Source organism: Exiguobacterium sp. ZOR0005 (assembly GCF_000798975.1).
Taxonomy (GTDB): domain Bacteria; phylum Bacillota; class Bacilli; order Exiguobacteriales; family Exiguobacteriaceae; genus Exiguobacterium; species Exiguobacterium aurantiacum.
Genome location: NZ_JTLB01000004.1, coordinates 75,810 through 95,312 on the forward strand (window position 1 = coordinate 75,810; position 19,503 = coordinate 95,312).

The following is a 19,503-nucleotide window of genomic DNA, read 5'->3' on the forward strand; positions in this document are numbered from 1 at the left end:
CAACCTATTCGATGACGCCGACTTGAGCGAGTGCCGGAGTCATATAACTTTGGTCGGTACGAAACGTCCGAACAGCTCCGCCACGCGTAATGCTGACGTCGACGCCGCCGCGTTTGAACGTCAACGTCACAATCGCCTGTCCGCCTACATTGAAGAGTCGTGCCGTGCCGTCAAGTGCATGATAGGCTTCTGTGAGCGCCCGGGCAAAGGCGACATAATCCGTTGTCGTGACGGCTTCGACGTGCCCGAAGATCTCGATGGCTACGATTTCTCGGCTGGCTCGTATGATCGTCAACCGATGTGTCTCCACATCATTCCCGATTTCAATTTGATGCATCGAACCCCTCCTAAAAACACTCCCCGAAACGGAGAGTGTCAGTGTACGTCTTTTCGTGCTTCCGGATATTTTTTCTTCAAGTCATCTTGTGTCGTCAACTTAGAAAGTGGGACACCGGTCCGGTATGCGGCCCGGGATACCATCAGTGCGGCGAGCGGGGCCGTCAAGAAGACGAAGAGAATCGTCAGTAAAATCTTTCCGGAGAACATCCCTTCCGCGAGCAAGAAGTAGAGGAACGTCCCGACCATAACAGTGATGACGCCGAGCGTGGCGCTCTTCGTCGCCGAGTGCGTCCGCCCGTACACGTCCGGGAACCGGATAAAACCGATTCCACCGACGAGGCTGAGGAATCCTCCGATCAGACAAAGAATCGCAACAATCCATTCAATCGCGGTCAAAGATATCCCCCCTCTCCACAAATTTTGACAAGGCAATCGTCCCGATGAACGCTAATATCCCGATGACGAGGATGACCTCGGCGTAGGCGATCGTCTCTTGGAGGATCATCAAAATCCCGATGACGCCAATGAGCGTGATCCCGATCGCATCGAGCGCGACGATACGGTCTGGCATCGTCGGCCCTTTCACGGTCCGGATGAACGAGATGACAAGTGAGATCGACATGAAGAACAACGCGATCATAAGCAACACTTTAAACATCAGTGCGTCACCTCCATTATCGCTTTTTCAAACGTGTCGTGAATCTCGCGTATCATCTGTTCCTTGTCTGGTACGTGAATCGAGTGGACGAAGATCGACTTCTTATCTTCTGAAAAATCCATCGATAACGTTCCCGGCGTCAGACTGATGAGTGAAGCAAGGAGCGTCAACTCCCAATCTGACTTGAGCTGGGTCGGGACTTCGATGATGCCTGGCTCGATGTCGAACTTCGGACTAAGGAGCACTTTAACGACATCGATGTTCGACATGATCAACTCTTTGATGAACAAGGCGATCAGTTTGAACGCAGCGAAGACGCGGCGCATATAGAAGTCGAAGTGAAGGAAGCGACGCAAGACGAACAAGATGAAAATCCCGACGATGTAGCCGAGCAGGAAATCGACGCCGGTGTAACTATTCCAAAGCACCGCCCACATGATGGCGATGACGGTGTTTAAAACGACTTGGAACGTCATGCGCCCCCTCCTTTCAAGACCGAATCAATATAAATCGACGGGTCGAGCAACTGGTTCGACGCCTCGAGGAAGAACGAAAGGATCGGTTGGGCCGCGACACCGAGCACCGTCGTCAAGATGACGAGCGGGATGGCAGGCAGCAACAAGTCTCCGACTTTCGTCTTGCCTTGGGCTTTCGTATGCTTTTGCTCGCCCCAGAACACGTACATAAAGATTTTGATCATCGAGAAGAGCGTCAACATGCCGACAGCGAGCGCGATCCCACCGACGACGTATTGCTCCGTCTCAAAACTCGAGACGACGAGCGACAGTTTACTGACGAATCCACTGAACGGCGGGATGCCGGCGATGGCGATCCCGGTAATGAAGAACATCCACCCGAGGAGCGGGTGCGTCTTCAACAGTCCGCCCATCTGTTTCAGGTCGGTCGTGCCGGTGATGCGTTGCGCCGTCCCGGCATAGAGGAAGAGCGCCGTCTTCACGATGATGTTGTGGACGATATAATAAATCGCCGCCGCAACCGCCAGGCTCGTGTACAGACCGAGACCGATGACCATATAGCCGACCTGCGACACGATATGGTACGACAGGATGCGCTTGAAGTCGAAGTTCGAGACGGCACCGAGGCCGCCGATGACGATCGTGATCGCCCCGACCCAAATGAGGATCGGCTGTGTGAACTCTTGGTTATGCGGGAAGATGAGCGTGAACGTCCGGATGATCGCGTAAATCCCGACTTTCGTCAGCAGTCCGCCGAACAAGGCGGCGACTGCGGCCGGCGGTCCGAAATACGAACGCGGCAACCAGAAGTAAAGCGGGAACAACGCCCCTTTCATCCCGAAGACGATGAAGTAGAACATCGCAATGACGTTCAGCACCCCGACTTGTTCAAGCTCGGCGACACGCTCGGCGAGTTGCGCCATGTTGAGCGTACCGGTGACGGCGTACGTGAACGCCATCGTCGCGATGAACAAGATTGAGGCGAAGATGTTCATGACGACGTACTTGAGCGACTCACGGAGCTGATAGTTCGTCCCGCCCATGACGATCAACACGTAAGACGAGATGAGCATCACTTCGAAGAAGACGAACAAGTTGAAAATGTCACCTGTCAAGAACGCCCCGTTCACCCCTGTCAACAAGAAGAAGTAGAACGGATAGAAGTAAAACTTCTCGCGCTCCGGTGCGATCGTCCGAAATGCGAAGAAGAGACAGAGCAATCCGACGATCGCTGACATGAGCACCATGATGGCCGCGAACAAGTCGGCGACAAGAACGATCCCGAACGGTGCCGACCAATTCCCGACTTCGAGAACGACGACCCCTTCGGCCCGAACGACACTGAGCAAGTAAATCGCGACGCCGAGCATGAGAATGGCCGTCAACCCGCTCAAGAAACGCTGTAGTCCGATTCGCTTCGAGAACAAAATCAAGATGGCTCCGACAGCGAACGGAATTAGGAATGGGAGTACGAGCAAGTTATTCATCAGCCGACCCCCTCAATTGTTCTAAATCGTCCGTCTTGAACGCTTTGTACGTCCGGTATGACAGGACGAGTAAAAATGAAGTCATCCCGAAACTGATGACGAGCGCCGTCAAGACGAGTGCTTGCGGCAACGGGTCGGCATAAGCTTCTGAATTTAAGTTAAGGAGCGGCGGCGTCCCGCTCTGCAGTCCCGACATCGTCAACAGTAAGAAGTGCGCCCCGTGCGACAAGAGGATTAAACCGAGCACGATTCGCAACAAGCTTTTCGTCAGTAACAGGTAAGTGCCGACCATGAAGAGGACACCGACCGTAATCGACATGAGTATTTCCATTACGAATCATCCTCCGCAATCGCTAAAATTATCGTCAAGGCAATGGCCACGACCACCAAGTAGATACCGAGGTCGAACGGGAGCGCCGTCGACAGCTCGGTCGTCCCGAGGACCGGTAAGTCGTAGTAGTCAAAAAACTGGGTCAAAAACGGATAACCGAACAACATGCTCGACACACCCGTGAACAAGGCGACGAGCAAGCCGACGGCAATCATCGTCGTAAAGTTGAACGGAAGCGCCTTTTTGATGCGCTTCATGTCAAATCCCAAATACATGAGGAGAAGCGCGCTCGCCGTCATCAATCCACCGATAAACCCTCCGCCAGGGTTGTTGTGCCCGGCGAAGAACAAGTAAATCGAAAACGCGAGTAAGACAAATGTGACGACCCGGGTGATGCTGTGGAGCATCAAGTTGCTCGCTCTCACATGTCTCTTCATACGTCTTCTCCTCCTTTCAAGCGTAATTTAATCAATGTGACAATCCCGAGGGCGGCGACCGCCAACACGAGTACTTCAAGCAGCGTATCGAGCCCACGGAAGTCGACGAGGATGACGTTGACGACGTTGTAGCCGCCTGCGAGTTCTTTCGCGTTCTCGAGGAAGTAATCTGAAATCGACTCATAGCCTGCCTCGTTTCCAAGCGCCGCCGAACTAAGGGCGACGAGTGTCATCATGACCCCAACGCCAATCGAGATTAACAAGTTGGCCACGTTCAAACGCGGGGTGAACTTCTCTTTGCGCATCTCTGGCAAGTGATAGAAGGCGAGCATGAAAATGACGAGTGTCACCGTCTCGACGAGCAGTTTCGTCAAGGCGAGATCTGGTGCGCGGAACACGATCAACAAGAGCGCGAGCAAGAACCCGATGACACCGACGACGATGACCGCCGTGATGCGGTGGTTCAAGAACGGGATTGTGACGATCGCCCCGATGAGGAGCGGGATCAAAATCCACATGAACGGTTCAATCACACTCGTGTTCGCCGTATCGATCGCAAAGGCATCGAAACGCCAGAACGTGTAACCGACGAGAAGCAGCATGAACGTGAAGATGTACGCGAAGTAATCGCGCAACAGTCCCGTCATTTGAAGACGCGTGATCCACTGTGAACCTGACGTGAGGCCAGTGAGCGCATTGTCATAGAACCAGTTGAACGGGTCACGCTCGCGGTTGTAGATCGCGAGTTTCATCCAACGGTGCATGAGATAGAACAAGAACGAGGCGATCAAGACGACACCGAGCGTCATGAGAAGCTCTGTGTTGACCCCGTGCCAAATCTTAATGTCGACGACGAACTGTTCACCTTCCGGCAAGACCGTCGGTAAAATCGCTTGTTTCGCCGGTTCGATGATCGAGTACGACAACAAGTTCGGGAACAAGCCGAAGACGATGACGAGTACGACGAGAATAATCGGACTGATGAGCATCCCGATCGGTGCCTCGTGCACCTTCCGTTCATAGTTGCTCGGCTCAAATTTTCCACGGAACGTGTGGAAAAACATGATCAAGCTGTAGAGGAACGTGAAGATACTCGCAATCCAGGCGATGAGCGGGAACATGAACCCGAGCGAGCCGACGTCGAACGCTTCAAAATTACGAACGTTCAACATCGCCGAGAAGAACTTCTCTTTACTCAAGAAACCATTGAACGGTGGCAATCCTGCCATCGAGGCAAGACCGATGAGCGAGACGGTGAACGTGATCGGCATGACCGTCATCAAGCCCCCGAGTTTGCGAATGTCCCGTGTCCCCGTCTCGTGGTCGATAATCCCGACCGCCATGAAGAGTGCGCCCTTGAACGTCGCGTGGTTGAACAAGTGGAAGACCGCGACGAGAATCGCTTGCGAGTAAATCGGGTCATCCGCACCGCCTGTCAGCGCCGCTGAACCGACACCGAGGAGTGACATGATGAGACCTAGTTGACTGACTGTCGAGAAAGCGAGAATCCCTTTCAAGTCTTTTTGACGGACGGCCGAGATCGAGCCCCAAAGGAGCGTCACGAGTCCGACGATCGACAGCGTCCAAAACCAAACGTTCGAGCCGCCGAACACAGGTGTCATCCGAGCGACGAGATAAATCCCGGCTTTGACCATCGTCGCCGAGTGCAAGTACGCACTGACCGGGGTCGGTGCCTCCATCGCGTCCGGCAACCAGATGTGGAACGGGAACTGGGCCGACTTCGTGAACGCCCCGAGAAGGACGAGAATCATCGCCGGAACGAAGAGCGGGCTCGCTTGGACGACGTCGACGTTCGCGATAATCGTCCGGATGCTGAACGTGCCTGTCATTTGATAGAGCAACACGAAACCACCGAGCATGGCGAGACCGCCCGCGACGGTGATCAGCATCGACTTTTGAGCACCTTTCGTCGACTTATCCTTGTGGAACCAGTAACTGATGAGAAGCGCTGACGCCATACTCGTCACTTCCCAGAACACGTACAAGACGATCAAGTTATCTGATAAGACGACACCGAGCATCGCCCCCATAAAGAGCATCAAGTATACATAGAAGTTACCGAGACGCTCTTTTTTAGACAGATAGAAGATGGAATAGAGCACGACGAGCGAGCCGATCCCCGTGATCAGCAACACGAACAGCATGCTCAATCCGTCTAAATAAGCGGTGAAATCAATGCCGAGCGCCGGAATCCAGGAAACGGTCGTCTCGACGACTTGCCCAGACGAGATGACCGGCAACCAGTTCATGAAGTATACGAACAGTGCCGTCGGCAACAGCCAGACGAACCAACCGGTGTGAATCTTTGAGACGTACTTAAACAGAAACGGTATGATGAGCGCGAATAAAAAAGGCGATAAAATCACCCAATGCAGTGCGGACAATGTGTTCCCTCCTTCAACTTTTCTCAATATGCCTTGTAAGGTAATCTTTTACATTAGTGAATGTAGATTCCTTTTCTAAGGAGCGGGTGATCGTTTCGGTTTTCTAAACTTTCATACCCGATTTTTCAACCCCTCAACCTTGGACATTATTTTGAATGCTCTCTCGATATGTTGTTGATTCCCAGTATAGCTCACTTTTTCGTTTGTTTCATCTCTCCCGCTCTCTCTGATTCAAATTCACGTGACCTTGTTAATAAGAAGAAACGCAATATTTTTTTATTTTTTCGCCTATTTTTAAAACCCTTTTATTGTAAATTATTTTACTCTTTAAACCATAAATGGCTCTTTAAAATCTTTTATTTTCAAACCTGTTACATCCTAAGACTCTCTGCATTCAACAAAAAAAGCACTTTCCGCGTCGTTGGAAAGTGCTTCTCTATTCGTTTAAAGACGATACAATCTCGCCTCGAACGGCTTCAACGTGAACGTTTCCGTGTCAATCGGTTCCGGGTCGGTCTCGTTCGTCAAGACGAGCGTCGCATCAACAACGTCCGGAAGCGTGACGATAGCCGGATTCGCCGTCAAATTGACGACAATCATGAAGCGCGTGTTTTCGAACGTGCGTTCATACACGAACGCTTGCGTATGGTCCGGTAAGACGTCCGTGTAACTTCCGTATGTGAACGTCTCTTCGGTACGGCGAAGACGAATCATCGCCTTGTAGAACGACAAAATCGAATGGGCGTCTTTCGTCTGCGCCTCGACATTGAGCGTCTCATACTCTTCGTGGACCGGCATCCATGGCGCTGCCGTCGAGAAACCGGCGTAAGGTGAGGCGTCCCACTGAATCGGGGTCCGGACGTTGTCACGGGACGTTCCCCACACTTGTTGCATCGAATCGATCTCGCTCATGCCGTTCGCGATGCGCTCGAAGTACTCATTTTTCGTGGCGACATCGTCATAATCATGGATGGACGGGAGCGGGACGTTCTTCATCCCGATCTCTTGCCCTTGATAGATGAACGGTGTCCCGTGCATGAAGAAGTACATCATCCCGAGCGCGGTCGCACTCTCGCGCCAATAGTGGTTCTCGTCCCCGACGAGCGAAACGGCACGGACCATGTCATGGTTCTCGATGTAGAGGGCGTTCCACCCCGTCTCGAGGAGCCCTTGCTGCCATTTATCGAAGATTCGCTTCAGCTCCACGACGTCAAGCGGGGCAAGGCGCGACTTGCGCATAATATCGACGTGGTCGAAATGGAACGCCATGTTCATCGCCCCGTTGTCCGGCCCCATCCATAAATCCGCCGCTTCCGGCTCGATGCCGTTCGTCTCGCCGACCGTCATGATGTCGTATTTCGCGAACGTTTCGCGCTTCATCTTTTGGAGGTAGTCATGGATTCCCTCGATGTTCGAATACATCGAGAACGCCGTCACGTGTTTCTTCCCCTCTGGCGACGGCAGCATCGTGTCCGTCGGCTTCTTTTTAATGTGGCTGATCGCGTCGACGCGGAACCCGTCGATGCCTTTTTCGAGCCACCAGTTGATCATGTCATAGATTGCCGTGCGTACTTCCCCGTTCTCCCAGTTGAGGTCGGGTTGTTTCTTTGAAAACACGTGCAAATAATACTGGTCCGTCTCCGGGTCGAGTTCCCACGCCGAACCGCCGAAGATGCTCGCCCAGTTGTTCGGCGGTCCGCCGTTTTCCCCATCACGCCAAATGTACCAGTCTCGTTTCGGATCGTCTTTCGACCGTTTCGACTCGACGAACCACGGGTGCTCGTCTGACGTGTGGTTGACGACAAGATCGAGCAAAAGCTTCATCCCGCGCGCATGCACCGCTTTCAGAAGCGCATCGAAATCTTCCATCGTGCCGAACTCTTCCATAATATCTTGGTAGTCCGAGATGTCATAACCGTTATCATCGTTCGGCGACTTATACATCGGACAAATCCAGATCACGTCGATGCCAAGGTCTTCGAGATAGTCGAGCTTCTCGATCACGCCACGAAGATCACCGATGCCGTCCCCGTTTGAATCTTTGAAACTACGCGGATAAATCTGATAGGCGATCGCCTCTTTCCACCATGCCCGTGTGACCCTTTGTTGCTCCACTCGTCTGAACGCCGTCTCCATACGTCAATTTCCCCCTAGAGATTGTAGTCGATTTATAAAGAAGGTACATACCTGTTTTTACATGAATCTAATCCTACAATAGCATTAGTGCAAGCGTTTGCAAATAGAGACGGCACAAAAAAATGCAGTCCGTAGACTACATTTTCGTGACAGTCGCAACTTGTTCACAGAACGACGCGATGAGGCGTGACAGCCGCTCACGGTCGTGGTCCATCGTTGCCACGTGATAGGATCGTTCGAGCACGTCTCGCCGCTTTGGCGCCCGAATCTGGTCATGCAACCACATCGAATCTTCCGGTGGAACGACGTTGTCGACCGCAGAGTGGATGACGTATGTCGGGACCGACACGCGCGACACGTGCGGGCGGACCTCTTCGATTAACGCGAGCAGCTGTCGAATCGCCGATGTCGGCACTTTGTCGTAGACGATTTCATATACTCCTTCCGCCAAAATGTCAGGTTCGTCCTCGTCGATAAATCGACAAATCCCGTCCGCGGCGTGGCAGGCATAACCCGGTACCGACAACGCGGCGTTAATCGTGACGATGGCGTCGACGTGACCTGCGAGCGCGGCCTTCAGTGCGAGCGTTCCACCCATCGATTGTCCGACGATGATCACGTGACGACATCGTTCCCGTAGAAGACGTACCCCATCGATGACCGTCTCGTACCAATCGTCCCGCGTCGACCGTCTAAATTCCTCTGGGTCGGTGCCGTGTCCGGTGAGACGCGGTGCGTACACCGTAAATCCATTTCCCATCAAGTCGAGGGCGACATCATGGACACTTTGGGGTGTCCCGTTAAATCCATGACATAACAGGATACCGGTCTCGTTTCCTTCATAATAAAATGCGCCAGCTCCCGGGATGACCGGGTAAGTTGTAGTCGTCATTCATGCCCTCCTTTTTAATCCTCAGTTCACCGATACATTTAATTTGTATTAGAGAATTGTAAGAGTTGCATTTGATTCCGTCAACACTATTCGACAAACTAAAAACCGATTTACCTTTGTCATCAAAATGTAATATGAACTTCGCGTTAAGAGGATTGAGTTCTGACGTCTGCTTGGTTATGTTTAACATGTAGTTAAAAAGTTGGTAAATGATAGCGAAATACACCAAACCATCCAGGAGTGTAAACGCATCGGCGCATCGCCAAGTTGATTAATGTAAGCGCTATCATTTTCTTGTGTGTTTTTATGGAGGGGGCTAACCGACTCAACGAGCGACGACAACGAAGTGGGACATCGTATCGGACATCTTACATAAGTCAAAGGGAGACGAAAAAACATGGGGAATCATCCTAAACGTTCATTCAAAAAAATGACAGGGCTAGCTTTGTCGGCAGGGCTCATCGCGAGCAGCTTGACGCCGATCGCGGCCAACGTTCAAGCAGAAGGACTTAACGCGACAGACTTATTCATCTCGGAGTACGTGGAGGGCTCGAGCAACAACAAAGCCATCGAACTGTTCAACGGAACGAGCTCGGTCATCAACCTTGCGGACTACAAGCTCGAACTGTATACGAACGGAAGTGCGACCGTCGGGACGACGTTGAATTTGACGGGGACGTTGCAACCAGGGGCGACGTACGTCATTGTCAACGGAAGCGCGAGCGATGCCCTTAAAGCGAAGGCGAATGTCACGAGCGGCGTGACAAACTTCAATGGTGACGATGCACTCGTCTTGAAGAAAGGGTCGACCGTCCTCGACGTGTTCGGGCAAGTCGGTTTCCGTCCTTCACCGAAGTGGGGTACAACGGTTTCATCTGTCGATCAGACGCTCGTCCGTAAAGACACGGTTACGACTGGCGACACGAACGGTAGCGACGCGTTCGAACCAGCCGACGAGTGGAACGGCCTTCCAATCGACACGTTCACGAACCTCGGGTCGCACACGTTCCAAGGCGTCGTATACGGTGACGGCGGGACAATTGAAGAGCCTCCGGCACCAGCGACACCGATTTCAATCGCAGATGCCCGGACAAAAGCTGATGGCGCGACAGTGACGGTCAAAGGCGTGGTCACAGCGAAGCTAGCGAACACGATTTCCATCCAAGACGAGACAGGCGGTCTCTCGATTCGCCCGACGTCTCTCGCGGTCAACGTAGGTGATGAAATTGTCGTCACGGGCGCGCTCGGTTCGTACCGTGAACTTCTTCAATTGAACAACGCCGTCGTCGTCTCGAAGCAAACGACGACCGTACCGGCCCCGCAAGTGTTGACCGGCGAGCAGATCAATGAAGACGTCGAGTCTGAACTCGTCACCGTCAAGAACGTGACGCTCTCTGGAAGCGGGCAAAACTTGACGGCGACAGACGGCACAAAAGAGTTCGTCGTCCGTGATGAGCGTGGCATCCTCGACCTCCAGACGGACGTCAACTATTCATCAATCACTGGAATCGTTCAGCAGTTCGACAATACGTATCAAATCATTCCGCGCAGCGCTGCCGACACAGTGATCGACAATTCGGTCCTGCGTCCAGCCATCGCGACACCAGGTGCGGGCACGTTCATCGGGCCACAAGACGTGACGCTTGCGACGACGACGGCCGATGCGGAGATTTACTATACGCTTGACGGCTCGGACCCGAAAGTAAACGGCACGCGCTACACGGCACCGATTCGCATCGAATCATCGAAGACGTTGAAGACGGCCGTCAAATCGAACGATACGTTCAGCGCCGTGACGACATACGACTATAAGATCACGGACAAGATTCGCATCCACGACATTCAAGGCGCAAGCCATACGTCACCGATGAACGGACAGACGGTCGAAGGCGTCGAAGGCATCGTCACGTACTCGTTCGTCTCAAACGGTACGACGTACTACTACATCCAAACGCCAGACATGGAAGCAGACCAGGACCCACGTACGTCTGAAGCCATCGTCTTGTACGGCGGACGATCGATTCCTGGCATTCAAGTCGGCGACCTCGTCAGCGTGAAAGGTCTCGTCAGCGAATATGCGATCGAGGGCTACAGCGATCGCCAGCAGACAGACATGAAGATGACGCAAATCGACACACGTAACGGAAAAGTCGACGTCTTGAAGAGCGGCGTGAAACTCCCGACACCGGTCAAGATTGACGAGTCGAACTTGCCGACCGAGTTCATCGACAGCGATGCGCTCGCCATCTTCAACCCGGACAAAGATGCGATCGACTTCTGGGAGAGCCTTGAAGGGATGCGTGTCGAGACAGGGAACCTCAAATCGGTCGCTCCGCAACAGTACGGTGACCTCGTCACCGTACTCGAGAGCGCACCGACAGAGACGTTCAACGGCGGGATTCTATTGAAGAAAGATGACGCTAACGCCGAGCGGATCCAGTTCCGTCTCGAACCGAACGTCGAAGCGCGTGAGTTCGACGTCGCGACGGGTGACTTGTTCAACGGACCGATCGTCGGTGTCGTCGGTTACTCGTTCGGCAACTATAAGATTCAAGTCGGTCTCGACGAGATGAAGTCTGCCTTCGTCAAAGGCGATGCCAAACGTGAGACGACGTTCATCCAAGCAGAAGAAGATAAGTTGACGATCGCCTCGTACAACCTCGAGAACTTCTCGAACAACATAAAAGAGACGTCGGACGACAAGGCGCTCAAGCTCGCGAAAGCGTTCGTCGAAGAGTTGAACAGCCCGGACATCATCGGTGTGACCGAAGTCCAAGACAACAATGGACAAAGCACAGGAGACGCGGCGGCTGACCAAAGCTACCAGCGTTTGATCGACAACATCGTCGCCGTCGGCGGCAAGACGTACAAATACGTCAACATCGATCCCGAAAACAACAAGGATGGCGGCGCACCGAACGCCAACATCCGTGTCGGCTTCTTGTATGACCCAGAGCGTGTCTCGCTCACAGAAGGCGCGCCAGAAGGTGACGCGACGACGGCTGTCGGTTACGAGAACGGGAAGTTGACCCACAACCCGGGCCGGATCGACCCGCTCAACCCGGCGTTCAACAGTTCGCGTAAACCGCTCGCGGCCCAGTTCGATTTCCAAGGCGAGAACGTCATCGTCATCGCCAACCATTGGAACTCGAAAGGCGGCGACACAGGCTTCTTCGGTTCGCAGCAACCGGTCGTGCTCGGCAGTGAAGTCCAACGTAAGAAAATCGCCCAAATCGTCCACGACTTCGTGGCGGACGTGAAAGCTGACAACCCGGATGCGAACGTCGTCGCTCTCGGTGACTTCAACGATTTCGAGTTCTCAGACGCCATGCAAATCTTCAAAGGTGACTTGATGACGAACATGGTCGAGAAAGTGCCGGCCGTCGACCGTTACTCGTACATCTACCAAGGCAACTCGCAAGTGCTCGACCACATCCTCGTGTCGAACCGTCTCGCCGCTTCGACTGAGATTGACATGATCCACGTCAACGCCGACTTCACAGAGATGTCGGGCCGCGCGAGTGACCACGATCCGGTACTCGTTCAAATCGACCTCAAGCCCGAGCCAGAAACGCCAGAAGTCGAGTTGAAACGTTACACGGTCGAGAACCACCCGGCCGCCCGTCTCGTCCTTCAAGACGACTACATCGGTGTGACGATCGGCAAAGGGACGAACTTCAAGAACGGCATCTTCGTCCGTGGCGTCCACACGGAATTGACAGGTGACCCGCTCAAGAACATCGTCGTGCAAGTGAAGCCAGAGAAGGCCGGTGCCATCATCGACTTCAAAGGCGCGACCGTCAAAGAAGTGATCGTCGACGGGACGAACCTCGCTGAGATTCGGGGCGCAGAGAACGTCAAGCGCATCACGTATACGAAAGGTGCTTCCGCTAAAACAGTCGTTATCACAAAATGACGCATTTGACCGCAGACGAGCTCGTCTGCGGTTTTTTGTGTTTTTCTTTTTGAAATTCGGGGATTAAAAAGGAGATGTGAACGAAGTGGAGGCAGACAAGATGGAGATGCACAACGGTGAACTGTATTGGCCGAAGACAGAATCAGAACAGGTCGTCCTCGCGCGACCTCAAAAAAAAGAACGCTATGACGTACTCGTGATCGGGGCCGGCATGTCCGGCACATTGACCGCGTACACGCTCCATCAAGATGGTGTCGATTTCGCCGTCCTCGACAAAGGAAAAGTCGGGGCCGGGAGCACGGCCGCGAACACCGGGCTCATCCAATACTCGAACGACATCATGTTACATGAGCTCGCCGCACAAATCGGCGAGGCCGACGCCGTCCGGTTTTATAAGCTTTGCGCGGAGGCGGTCGATTCACTCGACGAGGTGGCCGAGACGGTCGGTGCGAAAGACGTCTACATCCGACGGGACAGTCTCTGTTTCGCCAGCTGTGACGAAGATGTCACTAAATTGAGACGTGAATATGAGATGCTAACGAAACATGGTTTCGCGGCCGAATGGCTCGACCGCGACGAATTGAAGGCGCGTTTCCCGTTCGACAAGCCGGCCGCCCTCGTCACGAAAGGCGACGCTGAAGTGAACCCGCTCACGCTCAGTCGTCAAGTCGTCCGTCACTTGTCACAGGCGAACGTCCCGATTTTCGAAGAGACCGACGTCACAGATGTCGTATCGGATGGGAACGGTTGGCTCGTCGTGACGCCAGAGGCCATGTTCAAAGCGAACCATGTCATCTTCGCGACAGGGTATGGGACTTCTCCTCTGCTCGACTCCCATCGGCTCGAGCTGAACCGCTCGTACGCCATCGCCACGAATCCGGTCGATGATTTCCGTTCCTGGGACGGCCGCGCCCTCATTTGGGAGACGAAACGGCCGTACTTGTACGTGCGGACGACCACCGACGGACGCATCATCGCCGGAGGACTCGACGAGGAGAAGCCGGAGACCCCGCACAGCGAAGCGCTCATTCAAAAACGGGCCGAGCGCATCCGCCAAGCGGTCGAGGAGCTGTTCCCGATGTACGAATTGACAGTTGAATACGCTTGGGTGGCATTGTTCGGGGAATCGGTCGATCAGTTGCCGTTCATCGGGGAGCATCCCGATCGACCGCACCTCTATTATTTGCTCGGTTACGGAGGCAACGGCACCGTGTATAGTATGCTCGGATCTAAAATGTTGAGTGACGCCGTGCGCGGTGTCGAGAATGAAGATGCACGCATCGTCCGACTCGACCGGGTACGTCAATCAGACACGACCTTCCCCTGACGCTCAGGGGATCTTTTTATACATAGGCAAGGAGTGAACGACATGACAATCAATCGAAATCAAAAACCACGCTGGGTATATCGCTTACGGAGAGGGCTGCTCTTCCTCCCAGCCATCGCTTTCGCCATTTACGCCTGGCCGAGCGAACCCGCATCAGAACAGACTGAGACGGTCCAAACGTCTGAAGCGACGAACGATGTGGCGTATACCATTAAAGAACGTCGGGCCGTAGAAGAAACTGATTCGCTCCGTTACGAGTACGACGTCGTCGTCCACGGCCAACCGGACGTCGAGGCGTTGCAGGCGATCAGCCATGATGTCATCGACGAGGTCACAGCGCGTGACACGTTTCAAGCCGCATTGATTCAGTTCTATGATCATGAGGCGTATATCGGAACGGATTCACCGCTCGGTCAAGCCGTCTTCGGTCCCGGAGGGGATTGGGGACTTGCCGGCACGGTAGAACCCGGGGATTACGACGAGATGTCGTTCGGATGGCAACTGCGTGAGAAGGAATGGGATACGCAACTGTCCGAGGACGAGGTACGTGTCTGGCGGGCCTGGAACGACGTCTATGAAGAGAAAGATTCGGACCATCCCGACATTCGATCGCGTGTGACCCGTACCATTTCGACGAAGTATGGGCTCGAACCGGAAGACGTGCAGCATATCGTCTTGAAACAAAACGTCTGGGCTTCGTTGTGACGCCCTTTCATATGACATGCAGGACTTTCCTTCCCTTTCGGCTAACTGTAAAGGGAAGGTTTTTTGTGCACCGCTCACGCAGAAAGGACGACATCTATGAAAAGACACTTGTTCGTATGGATCGCTCTGTTTTTCATCGGTTCGACGCTCACCCCGGCCACCACTGAAGCCGCCACGAACGCTCCTTATCAACTGAACGTTCGCACCGGTGCTGTCCTTTACCAATTCGTCGGCAAGACGCTCACTCCGAAGACGACGCTCAAAAGCGCCAAGACGTTCCATGCCGTCACGACGTCCGGCAGCTATTACCGTGTGCTAGACGGCAAGACGACGTGGTACGTCCGTAAACAAGACGGCACGCTTCAAGCGACGAACCTGTCCCGCTCGATCCTTTCAGCAAATTCATACGCGCGACTGACCCACGAGTATATGCGTACGCTTCCACGTGGCCACACCCCCTACACCTATGATGAGCTTAAACCGTCGACCGCAGTCATCCGGGCTGATGCCGCGCTGAAAGGGAGTTGGTATATCCCCTCCCCTCCTTACGAACTGCGCGTCCCGAATATCGATACATACCGATTCGACACCTCGATTCCGAACGTCGACTCGAACTCGTTCAAGTTCCAAATTCATTACTTCACGACACTAAACCAGTTGACCCAAGCGTATACGGTAAACGGGCGGGACGATTATCTCCGTTATGGGAAACGAATCATCTTAAGTTGGACGAAACAATATCCGGTCGAGGACTATAAACGCCATCCGTGGCCGTATCACGACCACGGGACCGCCATTCGGACGTTTCACCTGCTCAACTTTTGGAACGTCTATCGGACATCGCGCGTGAACGATGACCCCGCCTTCTCCCAATTGTTCGCCAAGACGTTATATGAGCATGCGACACTACTATCGACCCCTAGCTTTTACAAGCCGAACAACAATCACGGTATCTTTCAAGACATGGCGTTGACCGCGGTCGCCGAGACGCATCCATCGTTCGACCGCTCTGCCGCTTGGCGTCCCCTCGCCACGACACGGCTCACGAAACAACTGAACCATAGTTTGAGCACCGACGGGGTTCATCTCGAACACTCGCCGTTCTATCAAATCTATATGTATGATACGCTCAGCCGCTTCAACGATTGGGCGGCGGCCAACCGTTTCACGTTATCGAACCGGATGCGGGACGTCAGGGACATGCCGAACGCACTGACATACATGCTTAAACCGAACGGCACGCTGCCGATGTTTGGGGACACCCCGTCTCTCGTCCATCGGCCAGAGGCCATCCCCCACATCGAGCGGTATCCTCATCTTCGCTACGCGATGAGCGGCGGGACGCTCGGGACGGCTCCGCCGACACGTGTCGGGAGACTATCGGATCAATACGCATTTTTCCGTCAACATTGGGGAGGACGTGCCGGTAAGTTCCAAGACGCGGTCCATGTCATGATGACGGCAGGCTATCATAGCAACGTCCACAAACATGCCGATGACTTGTCGCTCGACGTATCTGGTTACGGACGTGACTTTATCGTCGAGAGCGGTCGTTACGCCTATACGAACCGTCCCGAACGCCAAAGCGTCCTGCACGCGGCCGCCCACAATACGGTCCATGTATCCGGCAAGAGCTTCAACTTGACGCCGAGTAACTTGGGTCGGAGCAGCATCACGTCGGTCGGTGCCGCCTCGACACAGTGGACGGCTGCCGGGACGAGCCATTTGATTGGAAACGGCATGGCCCACACGCGGCGCCTTGCCTACGACCGAGACGGCACGATTCTCGTCTATGATCGAATCACGAGTCCGGTCACCGCCTCGTTCGTCCAACGCTTCCATCTCGGTGTCGGGCTGAACCGGGTCGAGAGCGGCAGTCGTTACGCCTACTTCAAAGATGCGGCAGGACGCTCGCTCCATGTGTTGCAGCTTGAAGTGGGCGCCACACCGAAACTGGCAATCGGCTCGAGCCACGTCTCGTATCACGATTATGACTGGCAACGCCGTAACCAAGTCGCGACGACGAAGCACGGAAAGGGTGTGACGTACTTGACGCTCCTTCACCTCGGCGACAAACCGACAAAAATCAGCTCGTATAAAATAGAGACGACGTCTCGGCACTATCTCGTCCGCTACACCTTGTCTGACGGGACGACGAAGACGCTGTCGATGCTCCGTTAACTTTCCCCTCTTTTCCAAAAGAGGGTTTTTTCTCGTTCGGTTAGGGAAAACTCGGTAAGTAGGCCAAATCGTGGCTTACGACGTGTGCGCATACTTAAAGGGGAGGCAACAACATGGGGAACAAAAAAGAAGAGCAGTTGAAACAACATACGATTGATAACGAACAACGAGCAGGGCTGACGACGAATCAAGGCTTGAAGATGGCCGAGGATGAGTTCTCGCTCAAAGCCGGGCGACGTGGACCGACGCTGATTGAGGATTTCCATTTCCGCGAGAAGATGACGCACTTCGACCACGAGCGAATCCCAGAGCGGATCGTGCACGCACGCGGCGTCGGGGCGCACGGGGAGTTCCAAGTGTATGAGCCACTCGCCGAATATACGAAAGCCGACTTCTTGAACGATCCGTCGAAAGTGACACCGGTGTTCGTCCGCTTCTCGACGGTGCAAGGTTCGCGTGGGTCGGGAGACACCGTACGCGACGTCCGTGGATTCGCGACCAAATTCTATACCGATGAAGGCAACTATGACCTCGTCGGGAACAACATGCCGGTCTTCTTCATCCAAGACGCCATCAAATTCCCGGACCTCGTCCACGCCGTCAAACCGGAGCCGCACACGGAAGTGCCGCAAGGCGGCAGCGCCCACGATACGTTCTGGGATTTCGTCGGCCAAAACCATGAGACGGCTCACCACGTGATGTGGGCGATGAGCGACCGGGGCATCCCGCGCAGCCTGCGTATGATGGAAGGATTCGGCGTGCACACGTTCCGGCTCGTCAACAAGGAAGGGAAAGCGCATTTCGTCAAGTTCCACTGGAAACCGAAGCTCGGCGTCCATTCGCTAGTATGGGATGAGGCACAAAAAGCACTCGGTAAGAACGCTGACTTCCATCGTGTCGACTTGTATGAAGCCATCGATAAAGGTGATTATCCGGAATGGGAACTCGGGCTGCAAGTCATCGCGGAAGAGGATGAGTTCAAGTTCGACTTCGACATCCTCGATCCGACGAAACTGTGGCCAGAGGAAGACGTACCGGTCAAACTCGTCGGCAAGATGATGCTCAACCGAAACGTCGACAACTTCTTCGCCGAGACGGAACAAGTCGCGTTCCACCCTGGCCACCTCGTGCCGGGAATCGACTTCTCGAACGACCCGCTCCTCCAAGGGCGTCTGTTCTCGTACACGGATACCCAGTTGTCACGTCTCGGAGGACCGAACTTCCATCAACTCCCGATCAACAAGCCGGTCTGCCCGTTCCACAACAACCAGCGCGACGGGATGCATCAAATGGCCGTCCACAAAGGCCAGACGAGCTACCATAAAAATGCGCTCAACAACAATCAGCCGGAACCTGTCCCAGCCGACCAAGGCGGATTTGAGCACTATCAAGAGAAAGTTGACGGTCATAAGATTCGCGGACGCAGCGACAGCTTCCTCGACTTTTACTCACAGGCGAAAATGTTCTACAACAGCATGACCGACGTCGAGAAACAGCACATCCAAGATGCCTACAGCTTCGAGCTCGGCAAATGTGACTCGGACATGGTAAAAGAGAACGCCGTCGACTTGTTGAACCGAATCGATCGTTCGCTCGCCTCGGTCGTCGCCGACAACTTAGGTGTCGAGCTACCGGCCGAGAACAATGAAGTCGTCTCGGACAAGGCGTCTCCGGCTCTCAGCATGGCCGACACCGTCATGAAACCAGACACGAAGAGCGTGGCCGTGCTCTTAGCGGGCGACGTCGATGCCGCTCAAGTGAAGGCTTGGGTACAAGAACTTGCCGACAAGAAAGTGAACTACAGTCTCGTCGGCAAGAAAGCGTACACGCTCGGCGACATGAAAGTGAAAGAGACGTACGACACGGTCGACTCGAGCCTGTTCGACGCCGCTTTCCTCGTCAGTGCCACGACCACGGTCGAAGATGACGTCCTCGAGTTTATCGAGAACACGTACAAGCACTTCAAGCCGCTCGCGTTGCATCTGCATCACGACGAAGCGCTCGCGAAATGCCGCGTGAAGACGGACCAACCCGGGGTGTTCACATTCCCGGAACACAGTCTCGACGGATTCGATACGTTTATCGACGGGATTGCCAAAGGCCGATTCTGGGATCGGGCGTAAATGTGAACGATGTAAGGACTCGACCCGTTCAATCGGGCGAGTCCTTTTTGAGGTACCTTTCCTTTTTTCATACTGCCGCGTTATACTTGG

15 protein-coding genes are annotated in these 19,503 nt (G+C 54.1%); 5 read left to right on the forward strand and 10 right to left on the reverse strand.

Features of this window, described 5'->3' with window-relative positions; translation table 11 throughout:
- Positions 1–4: 4 nt before the first annotated feature.
- The 10 genes from L971_RS00950 to L971_RS00995 all read right to left on the reverse strand — a co-directional run bounded on the left by L971_RS00950 (position 5) and on the right by L971_RS00995 (position 9,161).
- Positions 5–337: a hypothetical protein gene (locus L971_RS00950; protein ID WP_024370995.1), complete on the reverse strand. Its 333-nt coding sequence runs from the start codon at positions 335–337 to the stop codon at positions 5–7.
- Positions 338–375: 38 nt separating this feature from the next.
- Complete coding sequence (mnhG, locus tag L971_RS00955) at positions 376–735, reverse strand: monovalent cation/H(+) antiporter subunit G (protein ID WP_024370996.1); 360 nt, start codon at positions 733–735, stop codon at positions 376–378.
- A complete protein-coding gene (locus L971_RS00960; protein WP_024370997.1) occupies positions 722–997 on the reverse strand; it encodes a Na(+)/H(+) antiporter subunit F1 in 276 nt (91 codons plus the stop codon). The genes mnhG and L971_RS00960 overlap by 14 nt, the downstream gene beginning before the upstream one ends.
- Positions 997–1,473 (reverse strand): Na+/H+ antiporter subunit E, encoded by a 477-nt coding sequence (locus tag L971_RS00965; protein WP_024370998.1) that lies wholly within the window; start codon positions 1,471–1,473, stop codon positions 997–999. The genes L971_RS00960 and L971_RS00965 overlap by 1 nt, the downstream gene beginning before the upstream one ends.
- The gene (locus tag L971_RS00970) at positions 1,470–2,960 is read right to left on the reverse strand and encodes a Na+/H+ antiporter subunit D (RefSeq protein ID WP_024370999.1); all 1,491 of its coding nucleotides are present in this window, start codon (positions 2,958–2,960) and stop codon (positions 1,470–1,472) included. The genes L971_RS00965 and L971_RS00970 overlap by 4 nt, the downstream gene beginning before the upstream one ends.
- Positions 2,953–3,291 (reverse strand): Na(+)/H(+) antiporter subunit C, encoded by a 339-nt coding sequence (locus L971_RS00975; protein WP_024371000.1) that lies wholly within the window; start codon positions 3,289–3,291, stop codon positions 2,953–2,955. Before L971_RS00975 ends, L971_RS00970 begins: the two co-directional genes overlap by 8 nt.
- Complete coding sequence (locus L971_RS00980; protein ID WP_024371001.1) at positions 3,291–3,728, reverse strand: Na(+)/H(+) antiporter subunit B; 438 nt, start codon at positions 3,726–3,728, stop codon at positions 3,291–3,293. Before L971_RS00980 ends, L971_RS00975 begins: the two co-directional genes overlap by 1 nt.
- Entirely contained in the window at positions 3,725–6,133 is a 2,409-nt protein-coding gene (locus L971_RS00985; protein WP_024371002.1) for a Na+/H+ antiporter subunit A, read from the reverse strand. The genes L971_RS00980 and L971_RS00985 overlap by 4 nt, the downstream gene beginning before the upstream one ends.
- Positions 6,134–6,577: 444 nt before the next feature.
- The gene (locus tag L971_RS00990) at positions 6,578–8,269 is read right to left on the reverse strand and encodes an alpha-glucosidase (protein ID WP_052200206.1); all 1,692 of its coding nucleotides are present in this window, start codon (positions 8,267–8,269) and stop codon (positions 6,578–6,580) included.
- Between the two features lie 136 nt (positions 8,270–8,405).
- Positions 8,406–9,161 carry a carboxylesterase gene (locus L971_RS00995; protein WP_047373876.1) on the reverse strand — a complete coding sequence of 252 codons (756 nt, stop codon included), beginning with the start codon at positions 9,159–9,161 and terminating at the stop codon, positions 8,406–8,408.
- Between the two features lie 397 nt (positions 9,162–9,558).
- Here L971_RS00995 and L971_RS01000 point away from each other — a divergent pair, with 397 nt between their 5' ends.
- The 5 genes from L971_RS01000 (at position 9,559) to L971_RS01020 (ending at position 19,413) form a co-directional block, all read left to right on the forward strand.
- Complete coding sequence (locus tag L971_RS01000; protein ID WP_047373878.1) at positions 9,559–13,077, forward strand: chitobiase/beta-hexosaminidase C-terminal domain-containing protein; 3,519 nt, start codon at positions 9,559–9,561, stop codon at positions 13,075–13,077.
- A 100-nt stretch (positions 13,078–13,177) separates the two neighbouring features.
- Entirely contained in the window at positions 13,178–14,404 is a 1,227-nt protein-coding gene (locus L971_RS01005; protein WP_047373879.1) for an FAD-binding oxidoreductase, read from the forward strand.
- A gap of 42 nt (positions 14,405–14,446) precedes the next feature.
- Entirely contained in the window at positions 14,447–15,109 is a 663-nt protein-coding gene (locus tag L971_RS01010; RefSeq protein WP_047373881.1) for a hypothetical protein, read from the forward strand.
- A 96-nt stretch (positions 15,110–15,205) separates the two neighbouring features.
- Complete coding sequence (locus L971_RS01015) at positions 15,206–17,290, forward strand: heparinase II/III family protein (RefSeq protein ID WP_047373883.1); 2,085 nt, start codon at positions 15,206–15,208, stop codon at positions 17,288–17,290.
- Positions 17,291–17,403: 113 nt separating this feature from the next.
- On the forward strand, positions 17,404–19,413 hold the full coding sequence (locus L971_RS01020) for a catalase (protein ID WP_024371009.1): 2,010 nt from the start codon (positions 17,404–17,406) through the stop codon (positions 19,411–19,413).
- Positions 19,414–19,503: the final 90 nt, after the last annotated feature.

Bases quoted from the DNA above. Each gene is read 5' to 3' on its own strand.
- L971_RS00980 (WP_024371001.1), bottom strand. From the start codon at position 3,728: ATGAAGAGACATGTGAGAGCGAGCAACTTGATGCTCCACAGCATCACC.
- L971_RS00950 (WP_024370995.1), bottom strand. From the start codon at position 337: ATGCATCAAATTGAAATCGGGAATGATGTGGAGACACATCGGTTGACG.
- L971_RS00960 (WP_024370997.1), bottom strand. From the start codon at position 997: ATGTTTAAAGTGTTGCTTATGATCGCGTTGTTCTTCATGTCGATCTCA.
- L971_RS00965 (WP_024370998.1), bottom strand. From the start codon at position 1,473: ATGACGTTCCAAGTCGTTTTAAACACCGTCATCGCCATCATGTGGGCG.
- L971_RS00990 (WP_052200206.1), bottom strand. From the start codon at position 8,269: ATGGAGACGGCGTTCAGACGAGTGGAGCAACAAAGGGTCACACGGGCA.
- L971_RS01000 (WP_047373878.1), top strand. From the start codon at position 9,559: ATGGGGAATCATCCTAAACGTTCATTCAAAAAAATGACAGGGCTAGCT.
- L971_RS01020 (WP_024371009.1), top strand. From the start codon at position 17,404: ATGGGGAACAAAAAAGAAGAGCAGTTGAAACAACATACGATTGATAAC.
- L971_RS00995 (WP_047373876.1), bottom strand. From the start codon at position 9,161: ATGACGACTACAACTTACCCGGTCATCCCGGGAGCTGGCGCATTTTAT.
- L971_RS01010 (WP_047373881.1), top strand. From the start codon at position 14,447: ATGACAATCAATCGAAATCAAAAACCACGCTGGGTATATCGCTTACGG.
- L971_RS00970 (WP_024370999.1), bottom strand. From the start codon at position 2,960: ATGAATAACTTGCTCGTACTCCCATTCCTAATTCCGTTCGCTGTCGGA.
- L971_RS01015 (WP_047373883.1), top strand. From the start codon at position 15,206: ATGAAAAGACACTTGTTCGTATGGATCGCTCTGTTTTTCATCGGTTCG.
- L971_RS01005 (WP_047373879.1), top strand. From the start codon at position 13,178: ATGGAGATGCACAACGGTGAACTGTATTGGCCGAAGACAGAATCAGAA.
- L971_RS00975 (WP_024371000.1), bottom strand. From the start codon at position 3,291: ATGGAAATACTCATGTCGATTACGGTCGGTGTCCTCTTCATGGTCGGC.